The organism is Vibrio sp. 10N.261.51.A4 (assembly GCF_041471945.1).
GTDB classification, from domain to species: domain Bacteria; phylum Pseudomonadota; class Gammaproteobacteria; order Enterobacterales; family Vibrionaceae; genus Vibrio; species Vibrio crassostreae_C.
In genome coordinates this window covers 217,935-236,955 of the sequence record NZ_JBFRPJ010000001.1, presented here as the reverse complement: position 1 = coordinate 236,955, position 19,021 = coordinate 217,935, and the positions used below count along the sequence as shown (strand labels likewise).

The following is a 19,021-nucleotide window of genomic DNA, read 5'->3' as shown; positions in this document are numbered from 1 at the left end:
TGTGATCAAGAGACAGCCTATTAAGGAGCCTCTAGTATCAATATTTTTCAAAGTAGTTGTTTGAAATTCTAGGAGAGCACGCGGAGCTTACGAATGTAAGTGAGCATGCTCGACAACGTAATACCAAAAAAAACAAAAAAAGCTCCCAACAGGAGCCTTTCAAATCGTATTTTTCAATCAAATAGCTTTAGTTCAAGGAAAAGGCGCGGAGTTTACGAATGTAAATGAGCACCTTTGACACAGAAATTAAGCTATTTGAGCCAGAAAAATTAAGCGTAAACCGGTAGACGCTTACAGATCTCTAGTACTTTTGCTTTAGTCGCTTCGATAACAGACTCATCACCCATGTTATCTAGGATGTCACAGATCCAACCTGCTAGCTCTTTCGCGTCTGCTTCTGAGAAACCGCGACGAGTGATAGAAGGAGAACCGATACGGATACCTGAAGTAACGAATGGGCTACGTGGGTCGTTTGGTACTGAGTTCTTGTTTACAGTGATGTTTGCTGCACCTAGTGCTGCATCTGCTTCTTTACCTGTGATGTCTTTGTTGATTAGGTCAACTAGGAACAGGTGGTTCTCTGTAGAACCTGAAACGATGTTGTAACCACGAGCTAGGAATTCAGCAACCATTGCTTTTGCGTTAGCAACAACGCGTGCTTGGTATTCTTTGAACTCTGGCTCTAGAGCTTCTTTGAACGCTACTGCTTTACCAGCGATAACGTGCATTAGAGGACCACCTTGGCCGCCTGGGAATACTGCTGAGTTCAGCTTCTTGTAAAGATCTTCGCCTTCGTTAGAAAGGATTAGACCACCACGAGGACCCGCAAGCGTTTTGTGCGTCGTTGTAGTTACTACGTGAGCGTGTGGCACTGGGTTCGGGTAAACGCCTGCAGCGATTAGACCTGCTACGTGAGCCATATCTACGAACAGGTAAGCACCTACTTTGTCAGCGATTTCACGCATGCGCTTCCAATCACAGATTTGAGAGTAAGCAGAGAAACCACCGATGATCATCTTAGGCTTGTTCTCGATAGCCAGCTTTTCCATCTCTTCGTAATCGATTTGACCCGCTTCATCGATACCGTAAGGGATGATGTTGTAAAGCTTACCAGAGAAGTTTACTGGAGAACCGTGAGTTAGGTGACCACCGTGTGCTAGGCTCATACCTAGAACCGTATCGCCTGCATTTAGTAGTGCCATGTATACAGCGTTATTTGCTTGAGAACCTGAGTGAGGCTGTACGTTTGCGTACTCTGCACCAAATAGTTCACATGCACGTTCAATTGCTAGAGTTTCAACTTTGTCTACGTACTCACAACCACCGTAGTAACGCTTGCCTGGGTAGCCTTCAGCGTATTTGTTTGTTAGCTGAGAACCTTGAGCTTCCATTACACGTGGGCTTGTGTAGTTTTCTGAAGCGATAAGTTCGATATGCTCTTCCTGACGAAGAGTTTCTTCTTGGATAGCTGCGAATAGATCCGCATCGTAATCAGCAATGTTCATGTCACGCTTAAGCATCTGTATCTCCTGACTCAGATTGTACTGAAAGTTTCAAAAAAACCACACAACGACCGAAAGCAAACGTTTCCGTCACCGTTTTGATGTGACGCATTCTACATAATTTGATCTAGGTCATAAAGAGCTAATTGCAATTTTATCATGCAGTTTTTTCATAATCACAAATAAGATTCATCATGGTTATTTGGCTTATCCAACCAAAGATGGCGCTTACTGTCAATTTTACGCTTTACACCCTGTAAAACGCAGATTACATAGGTTTACCTTAATTTTGCCCCTCAAGCTACCGAAAGCTAAGGTTTTTCTCTACTATGCACGCCTTTATTGGTTAGGTAATTATAAAAACGATGGAAAAACACTCACGTAAAGAAGATTGGGTAGCGATTCTCACTGGCACGTTTTTAGTGGCGTTAGGCGTCTTCTTTTTACAGTCAGCGAACCTGCTTACCGGGGGCACTACTGGCTTGGCTCTGCTTTTGAGTCAATTCTTGCCTGTAACCTTTGGTATTTTGTACTTTGTTGCCAATTGTCCATTCTATTTATTAGCATGGAAACGATTCGGCCGTAGCTTTGCTATTAGCAGTGCGATTTCTGGTGCTTTAGTGTCTGTGTTTGCCGATCATTTATACTTAGTTATCTCGCTAGAAGTTCATAACGAGATCTATTGTGCTGTTGCCGGCGGCTTACTAATGGGCTTAGGTATGCTAATCCTATTCCGTCACCGCTCAAGTCTGGGTGGCTTCAACGTACTGTGCTTGTTTATCCAAGACCGCTACGGTATCTCGGTAGGCAAAACACAAATGGGTATTGATGCGTGTATTCTGTTTGCATCGTTCTTCTTCGTGTCACCTTGGGTGATTGCCGTATCTGTATTAGGCACCGCAGTATTGAACATCGTATTGGCAATGAACCACAAACCAACTCGCTACTCGGTGAATTACGCGTCTTAAAGTTCATTACCTGCTCTGTCGTTGCTGGCACTCGATGCTCAAACTTCTAGCAAGTAGACTCGAGGCACGATATTCCAGCCATCACTAAAACAAAAAAGGCTTTGGGGAGCACTCCAAAGCCTTTTAACAGCCGAATCCTTTAAGGGGAAGAGAATCAAGCCGATTGAAATAAAAACAAGGCTAACCTTCGATCAAAAGAATACGAGTCTCGTAAGGTTGCAAAACTTGATGATGAGACGCCACTAAACTCTCGCTCACTTGATAATTAGACAACAAGCTCTTAGCCTTTGCCATCTCAAAACGTTCAGGTAAAACGCATTCAGCCTCTTCACCATAATAGTTGTTAATGCACAGCAGAGTTTGTCCTTCACTCTCACGAGAGTACGCAAATACCGACGGGTGCTCAGGCAATAGATCTTGATAGCTGCCATCCGTAATCACTGGTACTTGTTTGCGTAACTCAATCAAGCTCTTATAGAAGTAAAATACAGAATCTTTATCTTCCAGTGCTTGCTCAGCGTTAATCTCAGAGTAATTATTCGCTACATCAAGCCATGGCTGAGCTTGTGAGAATCCGGCGTAAGGCTCACTATTCCATTGCATTGGTGTACGAGAGTTATCACGAGATTTCTGCGCTAGAATCGCCATCATATCTTGATGAGCCACACCATCACGGTTAACCATGATGTCGTACATATTGGTACTCTCAACATCACGATACTGGCTGATGTCAGTATAGCCAGGGTTGGTCATACCAATCTCTTCACCTTGATAGATATAAGGCGTGCCTTGCATCATGTGCACAGAAGCAGCCAACATCTTGGCCGACTCAACACGATATTGCTGATCATCACCTAAGCGGCTCACGACTCGCGGTTGGTCGTGGTTACACCAAAACAATGCGCCCCAGCCCTTGCCGTTCAAACCCGTTTGCCAATGATTGAAGATCGACTTGAGCTGCAAGAAATCAAACGGCGCATTAGTCCACTTCTCACCATTGGTGTAATCCACCTTAAGGTGGTGGAAGTTAAACACCATTGATAACTCGCTGTTATCAATGTTTGAGTACTGTTGGCAATGCTCGAGTGTCGTTGAAGACATCTCGCCTACTGTCACGCTGCCGTATTTCTGGAATACCGCTTCGCTGATCTCTTTCAGGTATTCGTGCACTCGTGGGCCATCAGTGTAAAAACGACGACCATCACCGATATCATCATTGGGGAAGTCTTGCTGTTTCGAAATCAGGTTGATCACGTCCAAGCGGAAACCATCAACGCCCTTCTCAGCCCAGAAGCTAATGACGTCTTTCACTTCTTCGCGTACAACCGGGTTCTCCCAGTTAAGGTCGGCTTGCTCTTTCGCGAATAGGTGTAGGAAATACTGACCCGTCGCTTCATCCATTTCCCATGCATTACCACCGAACTTAGACTGCCAGTTGGTTGGTGCTTGGCCGTTTACAGGATCTTTCCATATGTAGTAGTCGCGGTATGGGCTGTTTTTATCACCCAATGCTGACTGAAACCACGCATGTTCTGTTGAGGTGTGGTTTACCACGATATCCATCACGATACGAATACCACGTTGGTGCGCTTCAGCCAGCAATAGGTCGAAATCTTCCATGGTGCCGAATTGCGGGTTAATCGCGTAGTAATCTGAAATATCGTAGCCGTTATCGATCATTGGGGATGCGTAAACTGGGGTTAACCAAATGGCATCCACACTCAAGTGTTTAAGATAATCCAGTTTTGAAATGATCCCGTTGATGTCGCCAGTACCTTTACTGCCACTGTCACAAAAGCTCTTTGGGTAGATTTGATAGATGGTTGCGGTTTTCCACCAACTTTCATCATGCTCAGTCATCGCCATCTCTAACACTCACTTACCAGAAAATATAAAATAAAAATCACCATGTGAATCATGGTCGAATAGCCGTTATAACTAAAAGAAAAAGCTATAACTAAGAGAAAAAGCGATGGCTCACTTTGGAGTCATCGCTTATTAAATGCATTACGCGTTGGCGGTTTCTAACTCACCCTTTGATTGGGCTCGCTTGTAGAAGAACAGGGTTAACGTGATAGGCAGTACTATCGCCACCAGCATCGCGACTAGGTAAATCGACCAATATTGAGGTTGAATCGATAGGATGCCCGGCAAGCCGCCAACACCGATACCATTCGCCATCACACCTGCGCTGCCACAGATTGCGGCTGCAACAGCACTACCAATCATTGCGCTGAGCATTGGGAATTTGTATTTAAGGTTAATACCGTACATCGCAGGCTCTGTTACACCTAAGTAGGCTGAGATTGCTGCAGGAACCGAGATGTCTCGTTCACCTTCACGCTTACTCAAGATAATGATGCCCACTACTGCCGATGCTTGTGCAATATTTGATAGTGCAATCAAAGGCCAGATTGGTGTGCCGCCTAAGTCTTGCATCAATTGCAGATCCACGGCGTTGGTTGTGTGGTGAATACCCGTGATAACCAAAGGTGCGTAAAGAAAGCCAAATACCACTGAACCAAGAATCGCAAAATCACCTGTCATTGCCGCTTTAGCCGCGAATGCCACACCATCGCCTAACATACGACCGAATGGGCCAATGAAAGCGTGCGCTAGAATCACAGACAAAATAATCGATACAAATGGCACAACCACTAGGTACAAGTAAGCTGGGACGATGCGCTTAAGATTGGTTTCAATGAACGCCAAAGCCACACCCGCTAACATTGCAGGGATCACCTGAGCCTGATAACCGACCTTCTCAATCACAAACAGTCCAAAATCCCATACCTCAGGTACCGATTTACCTATCATGTATGCGTTCATGAGTTGTGGTGAAACTAAGGTCACACCGAGCGTGATACCCAAAATAGGGGTTCCGCCAAGCTTCTTAACCGTAGCCCAACACACGCCAACCGGTAGGAAGAAGAAAATAGCTTCGCCGATCAACCATAAGAAAGAGTGAACGGTTGCCCAGAATTGACTGATTTCAACGAGGGTTTTGCCGTCGAACATGCGAATGTCGCCAATCACATTACGGAAACCAAGAATCAAACCACCTGTAATGATGGCAGGCAGCAGTGGTACGAAAATTTCGGCTAAATGGGAGATACCACGCTCAAGGAAGTTCATGTTTTGACGAGCAGCCAGCTTCGCCTCATCTTTTGATGATGCCTCTTTACCTGTCTGTTCAATCAGAAGTGCGTACACTTCATCAACTTCAGTGCCAATCACAACTTGGAATTGGCCTGCATTAGTAAAACAGCCTTTTACTAGCTTCAGTTTTTCGAGTTCAGCTTTGTTGGCCTGCTCTGTATCGTTCAATACAAAACGCAGTCGAGTCAGACAGTGGCTGACACTCGCAATGTTTTCTTTACCACCGACTAACTCGATAAGACGCGCAACGTCTTGCTTCGCTATCTTACTCATACTACCCCACCCTGGTTTCATTCAATTACTCATCTAAACCATGCAAGCTATAATCACTCAGACTTAGATTTATGGGAACATTCCCAATTACGGTTATTATAATGCCCGTATGAATGATAAATTAAAATGGGAACAATCCCATTAATTGAAAGAGATCACACTCTAATTTTAATCTAAGCCGTTCAATTTCGCTTAATTGAGTGGATTATAGAATAGGAGATTGCGTATGATGAGAGATCTCTGAATTGCCTAAAAGCTGAGAGATCAATAGATTAGCAGCCAACTTACCTGCAGATTGGTAACCAGGATCAATGCTAAATACTCGTGGGAATAAGAAAGAGAGAAGATCATTACCACCAACGCCAGTGACGACCACATCTTCACGTTGTAGTTCTTGCAGACGCTTGATTACACCAAGAGCCAGCGTATCACTGGCACAAACGATCGCTTGAGTCGCGGGAGTTAACACCTCATCCACCAGCTGATAAGCACTTTCGTGATGAAGTTGACCAGTACGATAGTTTGCCACTGAACCTGTGTTTTCACACCAATCGAGATAAGCCTTAAGACGCAGTTCACCGGTTGATTTATCACTAGGATCAACCCCGATAAAGCCAACGTCAGAGATCCCTTGATCCGATAAATGCACCAACGCACTATTGATCACCTGTTGGTTATCATAGTTAATCGACGTCACGTTCTCGGTATCCAGAGCAATCACCACCGCTTTGTGTTCCCAAGCTTCGATTGCCGGAATATCGCAGTCAGTAAAACCAAATACAATAATGCCATCAACGTTACGACGCTTTAGAACTTGCAGGTGCTCATTGGCTTTATCTCTATCAAGTTGGCTTTCCATGATCACGACATCGTAATCCGCTCGATACAACTCGGCCAGCATCGTGCTAACGGCTTTGTTTTCAGAGGGAGAGTCCAAACGAGAGATAATCACGCCGATGACTTTTTGGCTGCCACCGCGCATCGATTGCGCAGATTTTGAAGGCGTGTACCCAGATTCTTGAATTACTCTTTCCACCCTTTCACGGGTTTCAGGTTTCACTTTTGGATCATTGGTCAGAACGCGTGATACGGTTGACTTACCAACACCGGACAGCTTTGCAATATCAAGAATAGTGAGTTTTTTGCTCATAAAAAGTCTAACGTTAAAGGGAAGAGAAGAAAAAGTGAGGGTAGATTCCCTCACTTAACTGTTTGTAAATACTAGCAGTTCTTACTATGACTTACTTTTGGCAATTTCGATAGACTACGCGACCAAGTTCTAGACGCGCATTGTCACCTTTCGTGCGCAAAGTGATGCTGTTAATCATCTCTGAAGTGCCATCATCTAAGATGTATTTGGTTCCTGAGCCCGCTGGAACTTGAGTCAGGCGGTATTCATTATCAGGCAAGCGTAGTACCGCTTTTTCATTATCAAGGTAAGACACATCAAACGAGACGTCAGACTCACATTGATAAGTCGCGAATTGATCATTCGATGTTGCGCTATCAGTCTCAGGGGCTGCTGATTTAGAGCACCCAACCAATGCTACTGTACATAGAGATGCTACCAACATAGCTTTCATACTTCGTTCCTCATCTTTATATAGTCAACGACACTTAGCCTATTCACAGGTTCGAACAAACCTAATGTAAGTGCCTAATGATAGGTCCATACCTTAGTGATAAATAAAACGTTTAGCCTTTTAAGAAAGCGGGTACGTCTTTAATGCTATCAAGTACCACGCTAGCCAACGCTTCACCTTTTTCAGTGATGGGTTTACCCGTTCTTACCAAGACTTTAGTACCAACACCTGCTGCTTCTGCAGCCATCATGTCTTCCGCTTTATCGCCGATCATGACCGAGTTAGCCATATCAATCTTCAGAAAGTCACGAGCAGAAATGAACATGCCTGGCTTTGGCTTACGACATTCACAATCTTGCTTGTAGTCACCAATACCGTGCTCAGCGTGGTGAGGACAGTAATAAATGCCATCGAGCTCGACACCATTATCAACAAAGTTCCAATCCATCCACTGCGTTAAAGAAAGAAAACGGTCTTCACTAAACATGCCGCGAGCAATACCAGATTGGTTGGTCACTAGCACCAATAAATAACCCATATCTTTAAACGCTTTCGCCGCTTCAAACACACCATCGATGTATTCAAAGTCATGCTCATCATGTACGTAGCCGTGATCAACGTTAATCACTCCATCACGATCTAAAAAAACAGCAGGTTTAGACAAAATTTTGTTCTCTATCAACTCTCTATTAATCATTAATTATTACACGCTTTATTTGCTTCATCACTATCTATTTAGTTTTGCGTTCGTTAACGATTTGTTTCTAGCTTAGCCATACAATCGACGTTTAGCCGTCTAGACGTAAAAATATCTATTGACTTAGATCATAGAACACCATAGCATCGTCTGTAAATCGAGCGAGCTATCGACATATTATTCTGTTCTACCTGCACGGGTTTCTCTATGATTAAAGTGAATCAAGTCAATAAGGTTTTTTATCAAGGCACTAAAGAAATCAATGCCTTAATTGATATCAACCTCCACATTCCTCAAGGTCAAATCTTTGGAGTCATCGGCTCTTCAGGTGCAGGCAAAAGTACCCTAATCCGCTGTGTAAATATGTTGGAAGCCCCGACTTCGGGTGAAGTGATTGTTGATGGTATCGACCTAACAAAACTCAGCAAATCAGAGCTTAGCGAAGCGCGCCGTAACATCGGCATGATATTCCAGCACTTCAACCTGCTGTCTTCTCGTACTGTATTTAACAATGTAGCACTGCCTCTAGAACTTGCTGGTAAAGATAAAGCGATTATTGAAGCGAAAGTCAGCGAGTTACTTGAACTGGTTGGCCTTGCTGATAAGCGTGACACCTACCCGGCAAACCTAAGTGGTGGTCAAAAGCAGCGTGTGGCGATTGCTCGCGCACTGGCCTCTGACCCGAAAGTACTGCTATGTGATGAAGCCACCAGCGCATTGGATCCAGCAACAACTCAATCTATCCTTGAGCTGCTGCGTGAAATCAACCGCAAGCTGAACATCACTATCCTGCTTATTACACACGAGATGGATGTGGTTAAAAGCATTTGTCACGAGGTTGCGATCATTGGCGGCGGTGAATTGGTAGAGAAAGGTACAGTCGGTGACATCTTTGCTCATCCGAAGACAGAGCTAGCGCATCAGTTTATTCGCTCAACGTTGGATCTGACGATCCCTGAAGATTACCAAGCACGTTTGCAAGAGACTCGCGTAAACAGCAGCTACCCGCTGGTGCGTCTTGAGTTTACTGGTGCAACGGTTGATGCTCCGCTAATGACGCAAATCGCACGTAAATTCAATATCGATGTCAGCATCTTAAGTTCTGACCTTGATTACGCCGGTGGCGTGAAGTTCGGCATGATGGTCGCTGAACTGTTCGGTAATGAAGCAGATGATAATGCTGCTATCCAATTCCTACGCGACAACAATGTAAAAGTAGAGGTGCTTGGTTATGTCCTTTAGTTTCAACGAGATTGCTGACTGGATCAGCCTTAACGGTAACCTTCTATTAGGCGCAACAGGCGAAACGCTTTACATGGTTGCTGTTGCAGGCATTGTTGGCTTCGCGGTCGGTATTCCACTAGGCGTGATTCTGCATACGACTAAAAAAGGTGGCCTGTTAGAGAACACCAAAGTAAACAAGATTCTAGGTGCGATTGTGAACGTGGGTCGTTCAGTACCTTTCTTAGTTTTGATGGTTGCGATTATTCCACTGACTAAGATGCTGATTGGTACCTTCATCGGTACAACAGCAGCGATTGTTCCACTGACGATTGGCGCTATCCCATTCGTGGCTCGACTTATCGAAAGTGCACTACTTGAAGTACCAACAGGTCTAGTGGAAGCGGCCCAATCAATGGGCGCAACACCAACACAAATCATCAATAAGGTTCTGCTTCCAGAAGCACTACCGACTATCATCAACTCAGTAACGATTACGCTCGTGACTCTGGTGAGCTACTCAGCAATGGCCGGTACTGTAGGCGGAGGTGGCCTAGGTGATGTCGCGATTCGTTACGGATTCCACCGCTACGATGTGACCATCATGGCTGTGACAGTAGTGATGTTGATTGTGCTGGTACAAATTATTCAATCAATCGGTGATTCATTAGTTCGCCGTGTTGACCACAGATAAAGACTCACACATAAAGAGTAGAGTCGTCTGAACCTAATTAAATAGATTTATTAAAAGGAGATTATTATGAAATTTAACCTTAAAGGTTTACTAACTATCGCAGCAGCAGCTTCAGCGCTAGTTCTAGCAGGTTGTGGCGATAAAGAAGTGGATACTTCTAAAGTAAAAGTTGGCGTAATGGCAGGTGCAGAAGCGCAAGTTGCTGAAGTGGCAGCTAAAGTAGCGAAAGAGAAATACGGCCTAGACGTTGAACTGGTTACTTTCACGGATTACGTAACACCAAACGCAGCTCTAGATGATGGTTCTATCGACATCAACGCATTCCAACACGCACCGTACCTAGATCAGCAAGTGGCTGACCGTGGCTACAAGCTAACTATCGCTGGTAACACGTTTGTTTACCCAATTGCGGGTTACTCTAAAGAAGTGAAATCGGTAGACGAAATCCAAGACGGTGCTCGTATTGCTGTACCAAACGACCCTACAAACCTAGGTCGCTCTCTACTTCTTCTTGAGCAACAAGGTCTTCTTGAACTTCGTGAAGGCGCAGGTCTTCTAGCTACAGTTCGCGACATCGTGGGTAACCCTAAGAACCTAACGATTGTTGAACTAGACGCAGCTCAACTGCCACGTTCTCTTGATGATGTTGCTCTATCTATCATCAACACAACTTACGCGAGCTCTATCAACCTGACTCCACAAAAAGATGGCGTATTCGTTGAAGACAAAGATTCTCCTTACGTAAACCTAATCGTTTCTCGTGAAGACAACCTAAACGCTGAAAACGTACAAAACTTCGTTAAAGCTTACCAAACTGAAGAAGTGTACAACGCAGCTTCTGACATCTTCCAAGGTGGCGTCGTTAAAGGTTGGTAATCAACTAAACGACAGCACTGTATAGATACCCGAAGGGGCTGACATAACGTCAGCCTCTTTTTGTTGGTTAGGATTTACCAGAAAGTTCGACTTACCACCAAGCTTCCACTTGCATGCCAACGCTCATTTCACTGTTTTTACCTTCACCGAAGGCATTGTCGTTTTCAGCATCATTCAGGTAAGTGGCGAAGATACGGAATTCAGGACGAGACCAGAAACCCACTTGTGGAACCCAAGCCTGAGCGATGGTGAATTTACCACCTGCCCCATCTTGGTTATCAATCGTTTCTACAAAACCACCAATTTCAAGAATGGTACGCATGCGCTTGTCCCACTTATAAAGCGGACGAATAACTGCACTGAAAGAGTCATCATCACTGTTATTAGCACCCACACCGGTTGACGCGGCATAACGCACAGTATGGCCAAACTCAATGTTCTCACCAATCGCAAGCACGCCCCAGTTAATCAAACGGAAACCCTCGGCGTCGTTGTTGTTTGCATCACGAACAATGCCTTTACCCGTTCCAAAAGTCGTCATCTGCTCGGCATAACCAGAGTTAGCAACCTGTAGAATAGTTTTATTGAAGCCGCCTGATAGGTTTTGATTCAGGCTCGCCGTTAGCATTACGCTGTCATCCGCATCTACCGTTTGACCTTGTTTTTCATTGGCGAAGTTCATATCAATACCGACCTCAAGATCCGCATTGTTCCACAATGGAATGCCTGCATAACGCACATCAGCAATCATGGCTGTGGTTTCTTTGCCATCAAACACATCGCCAGTCACCGTGTCTTGAATCAAAGCCACCGATAATTTACCAGGGCCCATATTGATGTGTTCAACGCCGGCACCAATACCACTTACATCCCAGTAGTAGTTATCAACGATGTGCACATCATGACGTTGGTAGTAGCGCTCACCCGCCCAAATCCCAATGTCCTTATCTTCAAAAAGCCCTACCGCTTGAACATTCAATTGCACCACATCCACGCTTTTATCCGCGGCATTCTCATCTTGGCCTTGCCAGTACGACAACATGGAATCAACTAAAAATGAAACGTCGTCCTCAGCATACACCTCTTTCTTAAAGCCAAACTCACCATACAGGTCATTTTCGTTGCCGAGTCGGCCAACTTTACTCACCTCCCACTTGCTGTTTGAGCCGCCTTCATTACTCAAGCCAACGCCGCCGCGCATGTAGCCATTGAACTCCAATGGCGTGGTTTCATCAGCGTATAAATTAGGGGCAAGTAAAGCAGTAGAGAGTGCAGCAGCAATAGGTAACAGTTTCATCGTCCATTCCTTTCAGATCTAGAATCAGGTTATTATTCACAATGGGAATATTCCCATGGGATCGATCCCATTTATATTGAGCAGAATATAAATTGAAAGAGAACTGATTGATTATTGTGATCAGGCTAACTATTGAGGTAACTAAAAGTTGATGGGAGTTGGATTATCTCAATGAATACATTAGTGCTACAGAAAGAGCTGAATATCACGTTCTGTGCGTATTGAAAGGAGAAGTGGGTAACGATAAGAGAGTAACAAAGATCGAGCTAAGACAGGTAACGAAGTCACTGCATCGGGGATGATACAAGGTGCTAAACATTTAATATAAAAAAAAATATCGGAGCACTAAATAGCACTCCGATATCTAAAGCATGACGCTTAAATAACCACAAGAAGACTACTTCAGGTGATCCCAAGAGATGTTTGACACCAATCGGCAGTCATCACACTTGAAATAGAAAATATCGTGGATAGGCGCATCTAGCAGCCATTCACCACCACATTGCGGGCATTTGCGCTCTTTTTCATCTTTCAGGCTGATCCCACCGACACGGTATAAGTAGTAGTAGGTTGGAACCTTAGTCAGATACTCAATGCGCCCTCTTAGACCCCAACCGCGTTTAAACAGCACACTCTTCGTGTCACTGATCTCGGTTAGCGTTGCATGTTCCGCGCGACAACCACCACCCATTTGTACTTCATCACAGGCTTGCCATTCGGTCTGCCATTTCAACACGGCTTTATGGTCGCCATTGAAGGTAGGTGGATTGCGATACAAAGGGATTGGTAGCAAGCTATCGCCACTACGCAGCGGTGAACAGGTGTGCACGAATGTCGTGTATAACACCTGCCAGCTTGGTGTTTCATCTTCTGCCACTTCTTCTGAGTTCAGATCTCGACCGAGCAAACGCATTTTAGGCGCTAGTAGGCTCGCGTTAGACAAGCGATCAAAACACACTTTCACAAAGTCTGAGTGATTCCGCGGGTGCAAGCTATCTTGCTCCGGGCACACAACGCGAACATAGAATTCCCCATCGCCCATCACGATTGGGAACTCACGACCTAACACTTGTCCGTTATAACGAAGTGCATCCATTAAGCCATTAACCGCCTTGTCGACAGCGCTTACCGTTGTGTTATCAAAACACTCAAATTGAAGTTCTAGTACGTACATCTATTTATACCGCTGGTTGTAGCTTTTCTAAAAATTCTGCCAATGTCTCGGCGAGCACATCACGATTTTTGGTACCGAAGCGCTCCAAAATCACGTTACCCGTTAGGTTACAGATAGAGATAACATCCAGCTCAGCATCGGTCGCGGCAATGAAAACCGTTGGTTTTAGCTTCAAGCGACGCTGAGTTACTAGGTGACCCAAAATGTTTTCTTGTAGGCATTCGAAGTCTTCATCACTCCAAATCTGTAACAGAGTCAATTCGTTACCATCGAAAGTTGCGTTCATATCTGCGCTGAATTGTGCGCCGTAGAAAGTTTTGATGTCTTCATGCAGAGTCAACTCAATACCGGTTTCAACGTTGGTGAAATCCGCGAATTGCTCACGTGGATAGTGCTTCCACAACACGGCATCGCCACTCTTTTCTTCTACGCATGGCGATACGATGTCCACCAACTCCTCATTACGAGGTAAGCTTTGGTGTTTCTGCTGCCACGCGTCAACGTATCGCTGACTAAAAGAAAGTAGTGCGTCTTGAGCACGTTGAGTCATGAAAATCTCCTAAACACAAAATAATAAATAGAATCCGAGCCCTTTCCGCGCCGATTAAGCGATGACTTAATGACAGGGTAAGGGGGATTCAGTAAAATCGACCCCATTCTAATCGAATTTGAAACGAAAGTATGAGCAAATATTCTGACGCAAAAGAGCTAGCGGGTTTAACCCTTGGCCAAAAAACTGAGTACTCTAACCAATACAATGCAAGTTTATTGCAACCAGTGCCTCGTAGCCTTAATCGCGATGATCTTGCGCTAAACGGCGAGCTGCCTTTTGTTGGTCATGATATTTGGACGATGTACGAGCTTTCGTGGCTAAACACCAATGGTCTACCACAAGTGGCTGTCGGTGAAGTTTTCATCCCAGCAACCAGCCCAAATTTAATTGAATCAAAATCTTTCAAGCTGTACCTGAACAGCTACAACCAGACTCAATTTGAAAACTGGGATCAAGTAACCGAGCGCCTGACCCAAGATTTGTCGGCATGTGCAGGCGAAACGGTGATTGTGAATGTAAACTCAGTAACCGACTACACTAACCAACCTATCGTGACGATGGAAGGTGACTGTATCGACAACCAAGACATCCAAATCACTAGCTACGACTTTGAAGCGTCGCTGCTTGAAGGCGCTGCTGGCGAACAAGACGTTGAAGAAACACTGCACAGCCACCTATTGAAGTCGAACTGTTTGATCACCAATCAACCGGATTGGGGCAGCGTTGAGATCGCATATTCTGGTAAGCAAATTGACCGTGAAGCTCTGCTACGCTATTTAGTTTCTTTCCGTGAGCACAATGAATTCCACGAACAATGTGTTGAGCGTATCTTCACTGACATCATGAAATACTGTGCACCTTCGAAGCTAACTGTGTTCGCACGTTACACACGTCGTGGTGGTCTGGATATCAACCCATACCGTTCAACAGAGCAAGATAGACCAAGCCACAATAAGCGTATGGCTCGCCAATAATCAGGCGAGAACCACCCACACTTATTTGAACCTACCAAATCTTTAAAGGGACATTGAAATGCGTTGGTTATACGTTGTTAGTCTATTTATTTTAAGCTTAAGCACATCGGTCAATGCGTCGGTTTATTCGTCGGCGCTACTCAATGAAGCCAATAATTTGGTTGAGATCGAGCCGAGCCAAGCAAAACAAATGGCCAACAGCTACCTAACGCTGCGTGTCCTTTCTGATCAACGCGAGAAAAGCCCTTCAGCTATTTCTCGCGAAGAGACAGACTCCTCGATTCGAACACCAAACAGCAGTATCGATGCGTATAAGATCTTAGCCAAAGCGGAATACAACCTTGGCAATATGCGTATTGCGATTCAGCACATCGACAAAGCCTCCGAGCTAGCGCAAACCTATAAGCTTGATTACCTAAAAATAGATCTTCAGATCCTAAAAGTTCGCTTACTTTGGCTGAGTGATAGAAAATCAGCCAAAGCAAAATCAGAGCTCACTAACATTGAAAAAAATCTAGAGTCGGTGAATAAAACCTTACGCTTAACGGAAGGCATTACCTATCGCTTGATCATGTTGAAAGCCGACATCGCCTCTTACGACAACAAGATCGATGAAGCCGAAAAGTTCTATCAAGAAGCCAAAACCTATCTCGATCAACGTTACTCTGAAAAAGTCACCATCGACTACCATATCTCCGTCGGCGAGTTTTATCTGACTCACAAAGAGTACAACCACGCGTTATCCGAGTTGTTGTATGGCTACTGGAAATCAGTAGAGGGCAATCTAAGTTCACGTTTGGCCAAGGTCAACCGCCTACTTGCGCAGCTTTTCTTTGAGCGCCAAGTGTTGGATAAGGCGTTAGAACACCTATCTCAAGCCGCTGATTTCTATGACAACTTTGAAAACTCGCCTGTCTTAGCACAAGTGCTTAAGAAAATGGGGGATGTGTACTTCTATCAAGGGAAATATAACCTTGCCTTGGTACACTTCTTCAACGTTCTTGATCACGAAAGCACTGACCGAGATATCCACCAAGTCATTGATATCCGACTAAGTCTATCGGCGACCTACTTACGCCTTTATAACTACCCTCTAGCAGAACAGTACCTAACCCGTGCCCTTGAGCTGCTGGAATATACCGACATTCCAAAGCTGGAAGGCCGTGCTGCACTGTTATCTGCAGGGTTAGCGTATCACCTACAAGAAAGCGAAGACGTGATAAAGCATGCGACACGTGCACTTGAGATCTCACGCCAGATAGAGAACATGCGCCTTTCACAACGCTCGTACTACTTACTTTCTTTGGGTTATGAACAGGCAGGTCGTCCACAGCAAGCATTGGCAAACCTCAAGCAATACAACAGCCTTGTCTCTCTAGAGCAGCAAAAACTCAACCGTGTTGGCGAAGACGCGTTCCGTCAACAGAAAGAATTTGCCGAACAAACCCTGCACTACGCAGGCCAAGCGCAAGAGCTAGAGCAATACAAACTGGAGCATCGTAAGTTCCAAAAAATATCGTTCGCCCTATTCCTGTTCAGCATTGTCTTGTTCTTCTTTGTTCTGCGCCGTGGCTATCTCATTCAAACCTTAGCCAAAGAAGTGGACTCACTGCGCACCGACCTATTTACGCACTCACGTTCAAAGCTTCCGAACTTAAGAATGCTCAATGCGAAGCTCTCTAACTCGCTGGAACAAACCAGCCAGACCTTCGAACAGTGGCAACTTGGCGAATTGATTCATGAGCCACTCAACGACCGCTTACGCTTCGTGATGATTGATTTACCGTTCTTACGCAATATGTACACGCAGAACGGTTACAAAGCCGGTCTAGAACTGGAAGACGCTTTCGGTGAATTCCTAAAATCTAAGCTTGAAGGCCCAGCTCGTGTCTACCACTTCTCGGATGCGAACCTGCTTTATATCGAGCCAAACGCGGACCGTGATTTGTCGCCTGAGGACATGTTCAGAAAGATTCAGTCTTGGGTGAATGACTTCGAAACAGAGCGAAACATCAACCGAACGGTCCGTATGGGCATCGCTGACTACCCATTCTTGCCACGCGCTTACACCGCAATTAACGATCAAGAGCTGCTCGACGTATTGTTGATGTCGACCAATCTCGCCCGTGAGATCAGTCTCAAAGAGCGCAGTAGCCAATGGGTCTATCTAAAAGCTATCGATAATGCACCAGCAGCGAGCCTTGCAACTGGTAACATAAGAGAAGCGTGTAAACATGCGATTAATCAAGGGTTAATAAAAATACAATCCTCGTACCAGAATGAGGACAACATCAAAAAAATGCTAAAAGATGACTGATTTGCGAGCGGTTAAGAGCAGCAAGTCGTGACCTTATTTTTAGTTTTGTTATTATCGATGTAACGGAATTTCATCAAAATGATCGAGATCGGTCTACGCGGCGCTAATAAATACATCTATGGGCATTCTTGAAAAAGACATTCAGGCGCAACTCCACCAGCTGAAATCTCAGTTGGAGCAGGTCCGTTTGACGCAAAGAGACACCTCGTTCAAGTTTATTAGAGAACAGAAAGTTCTAAAGCGTATCGTCACGTCTTTAAGTGATGCATGTGTTGGTAGTAACAGCCATTTAGATGAAAACCTCATTGCCCTTAGGGAAGAGCTAGAAAAGCAAAAAGACATTAGCTCAATGATCCCAAAACTGGCAGTATTAGAAAGGATGCTTAAGCAGAAAACGTTGGCTATGGATAAACAGAACGGGTATCTGGACGATAGCATTAAGCACAGTGGGGAAACGCTGCAGCGCATAACTGGCCTTCCAGCACAGCTCAAACGCGACCTACGAAACTTACTTAGCTTCTCCGAATGCAATGGCAGTCAGAAAGTCGACCACGCCATGAAACTTCTCGGTATTTATGAGCGTGCCATAAAGATTATGGCGAATAACTCACGCACCCATTTTGCTGACGCTGCGCACTCTCCGGAACAAGAGCTCCTTTCCGACCTATCAAACGAACTACAACATCTGATCACTGAACTCGACTTCGAGGGTGAATCGGGTGATCTGCTTACCGATATTCGAGCGAAGCTGCTGCTTGGTGTTTCCACACAAAACCTACTTGAGCTAACACTTCAGATCCTCAAACTGGTTATTGAAGGCACCAACCTAGAACGTAAGAAGTCTGAACAATTCATCGATCAGCTTAATTCTTCTTTAGCGTCCAGCATCAAAACGGCAGACCAAAATGCCGACCAGAGCCAGAGCTACTTTGAGCACCGACAAGGTCTAAACTCTGAGTTAAATGAACTAGTCACTAGAAGCCAAAGCTCGGTAGATAAAGCGAAAGATATTGATAGTTTAAAGCTGTCGATTAATCCGCTACTCAGTGAAATCGCCTCTCTTTCGGAAAGGCTGAACCACGCAGAGCAAAAAGAACAAGCTCTGATAGAGAGAATGAGTTACGGAAAGACTCAGTTAGATTCACTCTATGAAGTGACGCAAGATTACCGTAAGCGCTTGGAAGATCAGGCTCAGCGTATGCTGCTTGATCCTCTAACCAAGGTTTACAATCGCACTGCCTTTACTGATCGCTTAGAGCTTGAGTATCGCCGCTGGATCCGCGCGCAACACTCGCTACGCGTAGTACTGCTCGACATCGACAACTTCAAAGCAATTAACGATAGCTTTGGTTACACCGCGGGCGACAAAGCACTCAAGATCATCGCAAGAACTATTACCAAAGAAGCAGGCACCACCGATACTGTGGCACGTTTTTCAGGTGAAGAGTTTGTGTTATTGCTGCCAGAGCAAACCGATGAATATTGCCATCAGGTGATTCAGAACATTCAAACTCAAGTAAGCCGCCTGCCCTTTAAATTCCGTGACCAGCAAATCACGATCACTTTATGCGCGGCAAGTACTCAGTTTAAAGAGTCAGATACACCGGAAGAAGTGTTAGAGCGACTCAATACAACGCTAAATAAAGCAAAACAACGCGGTAACAACCAACTTGTTTGGCACTAGGCCAGCCCTAGATTTAATTTATTTCATTTTTTCAAATACTTATCACATA

At 44.9% G+C, this 19,021-nt stretch carries 16 protein-coding genes; 7 read left to right on the top strand and 9 right to left on the bottom strand.

Annotated elements, in window-relative coordinates:
- Positions 1-269: 269 nt before the first annotated feature.
- Positions 270-1,520, bottom strand: a complete 1,251-nt coding sequence (gene glyA / locus AB4384_RS00990; RefSeq protein ID WP_017066387.1) for a serine hydroxymethyltransferase — start codon at positions 1,518-1,520, stop codon at positions 270-272.
- Positions 1,521-1,867: 347 nt separating this feature from the next.
- On the opposite strand from glyA, the gene AB4384_RS00985 reads away from it, so the two are divergent.
- A complete protein-coding gene (locus tag AB4384_RS00985) occupies positions 1,868-2,470 on the top strand; it encodes a YitT family protein (protein ID WP_017060757.1) in 603 nt (200 codons plus the stop codon).
- A gap of 180 nt (positions 2,471-2,650) precedes the next feature.
- Here the strand turns inward: AB4384_RS00985 and treC are convergent, their stop codons facing one another.
- From treC to gmhB, 5 genes are all read right to left on the bottom strand, one after another.
- The gene (treC, locus tag AB4384_RS00980) at positions 2,651-4,336 is read right to left on the bottom strand and encodes an alpha,alpha-phosphotrehalase (RefSeq protein WP_137001648.1); all 1,686 of its coding nucleotides are present in this window, start codon (positions 4,334-4,336) and stop codon (positions 2,651-2,653) included.
- Between the two features lie 141 nt (positions 4,337-4,477).
- Positions 4,478-5,902, bottom strand: coding sequence for a PTS trehalose transporter subunit IIBC (gene treB, locus AB4384_RS00975; protein ID WP_017063347.1), 1,425 nt, complete (start codon positions 5,900-5,902; stop codon positions 4,478-4,480).
- A gap of 205 nt (positions 5,903-6,107) precedes the next feature.
- Entirely contained in the window at positions 6,108-7,052 is a 945-nt protein-coding gene (treR, locus tag AB4384_RS00970) for a trehalose operon repressor TreR (protein ID WP_017060760.1), read from the bottom strand.
- Between the two features lie 91 nt (positions 7,053-7,143).
- The gene (locus AB4384_RS00965) at positions 7,144-7,485 is read right to left on the bottom strand and encodes an MliC family protein (RefSeq protein WP_017060761.1); all 342 of its coding nucleotides are present in this window, start codon (positions 7,483-7,485) and stop codon (positions 7,144-7,146) included.
- 112 nt (positions 7,486-7,597) lie between these two features.
- Complete coding sequence (gene gmhB / locus AB4384_RS00960) at positions 7,598-8,182, bottom strand: D-glycero-beta-D-manno-heptose 1,7-bisphosphate 7-phosphatase (RefSeq protein ID WP_017060762.1); 585 nt, start codon at positions 8,180-8,182, stop codon at positions 7,598-7,600.
- Between the two features lie 207 nt (positions 8,183-8,389).
- On the opposite strand from gmhB, the gene metN reads away from it, so the two are divergent.
- The 3 genes from metN to AB4384_RS00945 all read left to right on the top strand — a co-directional run bounded on the left by metN (position 8,390) and on the right by AB4384_RS00945 (position 10,973).
- Complete coding sequence (gene metN, locus AB4384_RS00955) at positions 8,390-9,424, top strand: methionine ABC transporter ATP-binding protein MetN (protein WP_017060763.1); 1,035 nt, start codon at positions 8,390-8,392, stop codon at positions 9,422-9,424.
- Positions 9,414-10,097, top strand: coding sequence for a methionine ABC transporter permease (locus tag AB4384_RS00950; protein ID WP_017060764.1), 684 nt, complete (start codon positions 9,414-9,416; stop codon positions 10,095-10,097). The genes metN and AB4384_RS00950 overlap by 11 nt, the downstream gene beginning before the upstream one ends.
- A 66-nt stretch (positions 10,098-10,163) precedes the next feature.
- On the top strand, positions 10,164-10,973 hold the full coding sequence (locus AB4384_RS00945) for a MetQ/NlpA family lipoprotein (protein WP_017060765.1): 810 nt from the start codon (positions 10,164-10,166) through the stop codon (positions 10,971-10,973).
- Positions 10,974-11,064: 91 nt separating this feature from the next.
- Here AB4384_RS00945 and AB4384_RS00940 read toward each other — a convergent pair whose 3' ends face one another.
- The 3 genes from AB4384_RS00940 to syd form a co-directional block, all read right to left on the bottom strand.
- Positions 11,065-12,270, bottom strand: a complete 1,206-nt coding sequence (locus AB4384_RS00940; protein WP_372128730.1) for a carbohydrate porin — start codon at positions 12,268-12,270, stop codon at positions 11,065-11,067.
- Positions 12,271-12,667: 397 nt separating this feature from the next.
- A complete protein-coding gene (locus AB4384_RS00935) occupies positions 12,668-13,444 on the bottom strand; it encodes a Zn-ribbon-containing protein (protein ID WP_017060766.1) in 777 nt (258 codons plus the stop codon).
- Positions 13,445-13,448: 4 nt separating this feature from the next.
- Entirely contained in the window at positions 13,449-13,994 is a 546-nt protein-coding gene (syd, locus tag AB4384_RS00930) for a SecY-interacting protein (RefSeq protein WP_372128729.1), read from the bottom strand.
- 131 nt (positions 13,995-14,125) lie between these two features.
- Between syd and queF the strand changes: the two genes are divergently transcribed.
- From queF to AB4384_RS00915, 3 genes are all read left to right on the top strand, one after another.
- Positions 14,126-14,971, top strand: a complete 846-nt coding sequence (gene queF / locus AB4384_RS00925; protein ID WP_372128728.1) for an NADPH-dependent 7-cyano-7-deazaguanine reductase QueF — start codon at positions 14,126-14,128, stop codon at positions 14,969-14,971.
- Between the two features lie 58 nt (positions 14,972-15,029).
- The gene (locus AB4384_RS00920) at positions 15,030-17,288 is read left to right on the top strand and encodes a tetratricopeptide repeat protein (RefSeq protein ID WP_372128727.1); all 2,259 of its coding nucleotides are present in this window, start codon (positions 15,030-15,032) and stop codon (positions 17,286-17,288) included.
- 118 nt (positions 17,289-17,406) lie between these two features.
- A complete protein-coding gene (locus AB4384_RS00915) occupies positions 17,407-18,972 on the top strand; it encodes a GGDEF domain-containing protein (protein ID WP_081229491.1) in 1,566 nt (521 codons plus the stop codon).
- Positions 18,973-19,021: the final 49 nt, after the last annotated feature.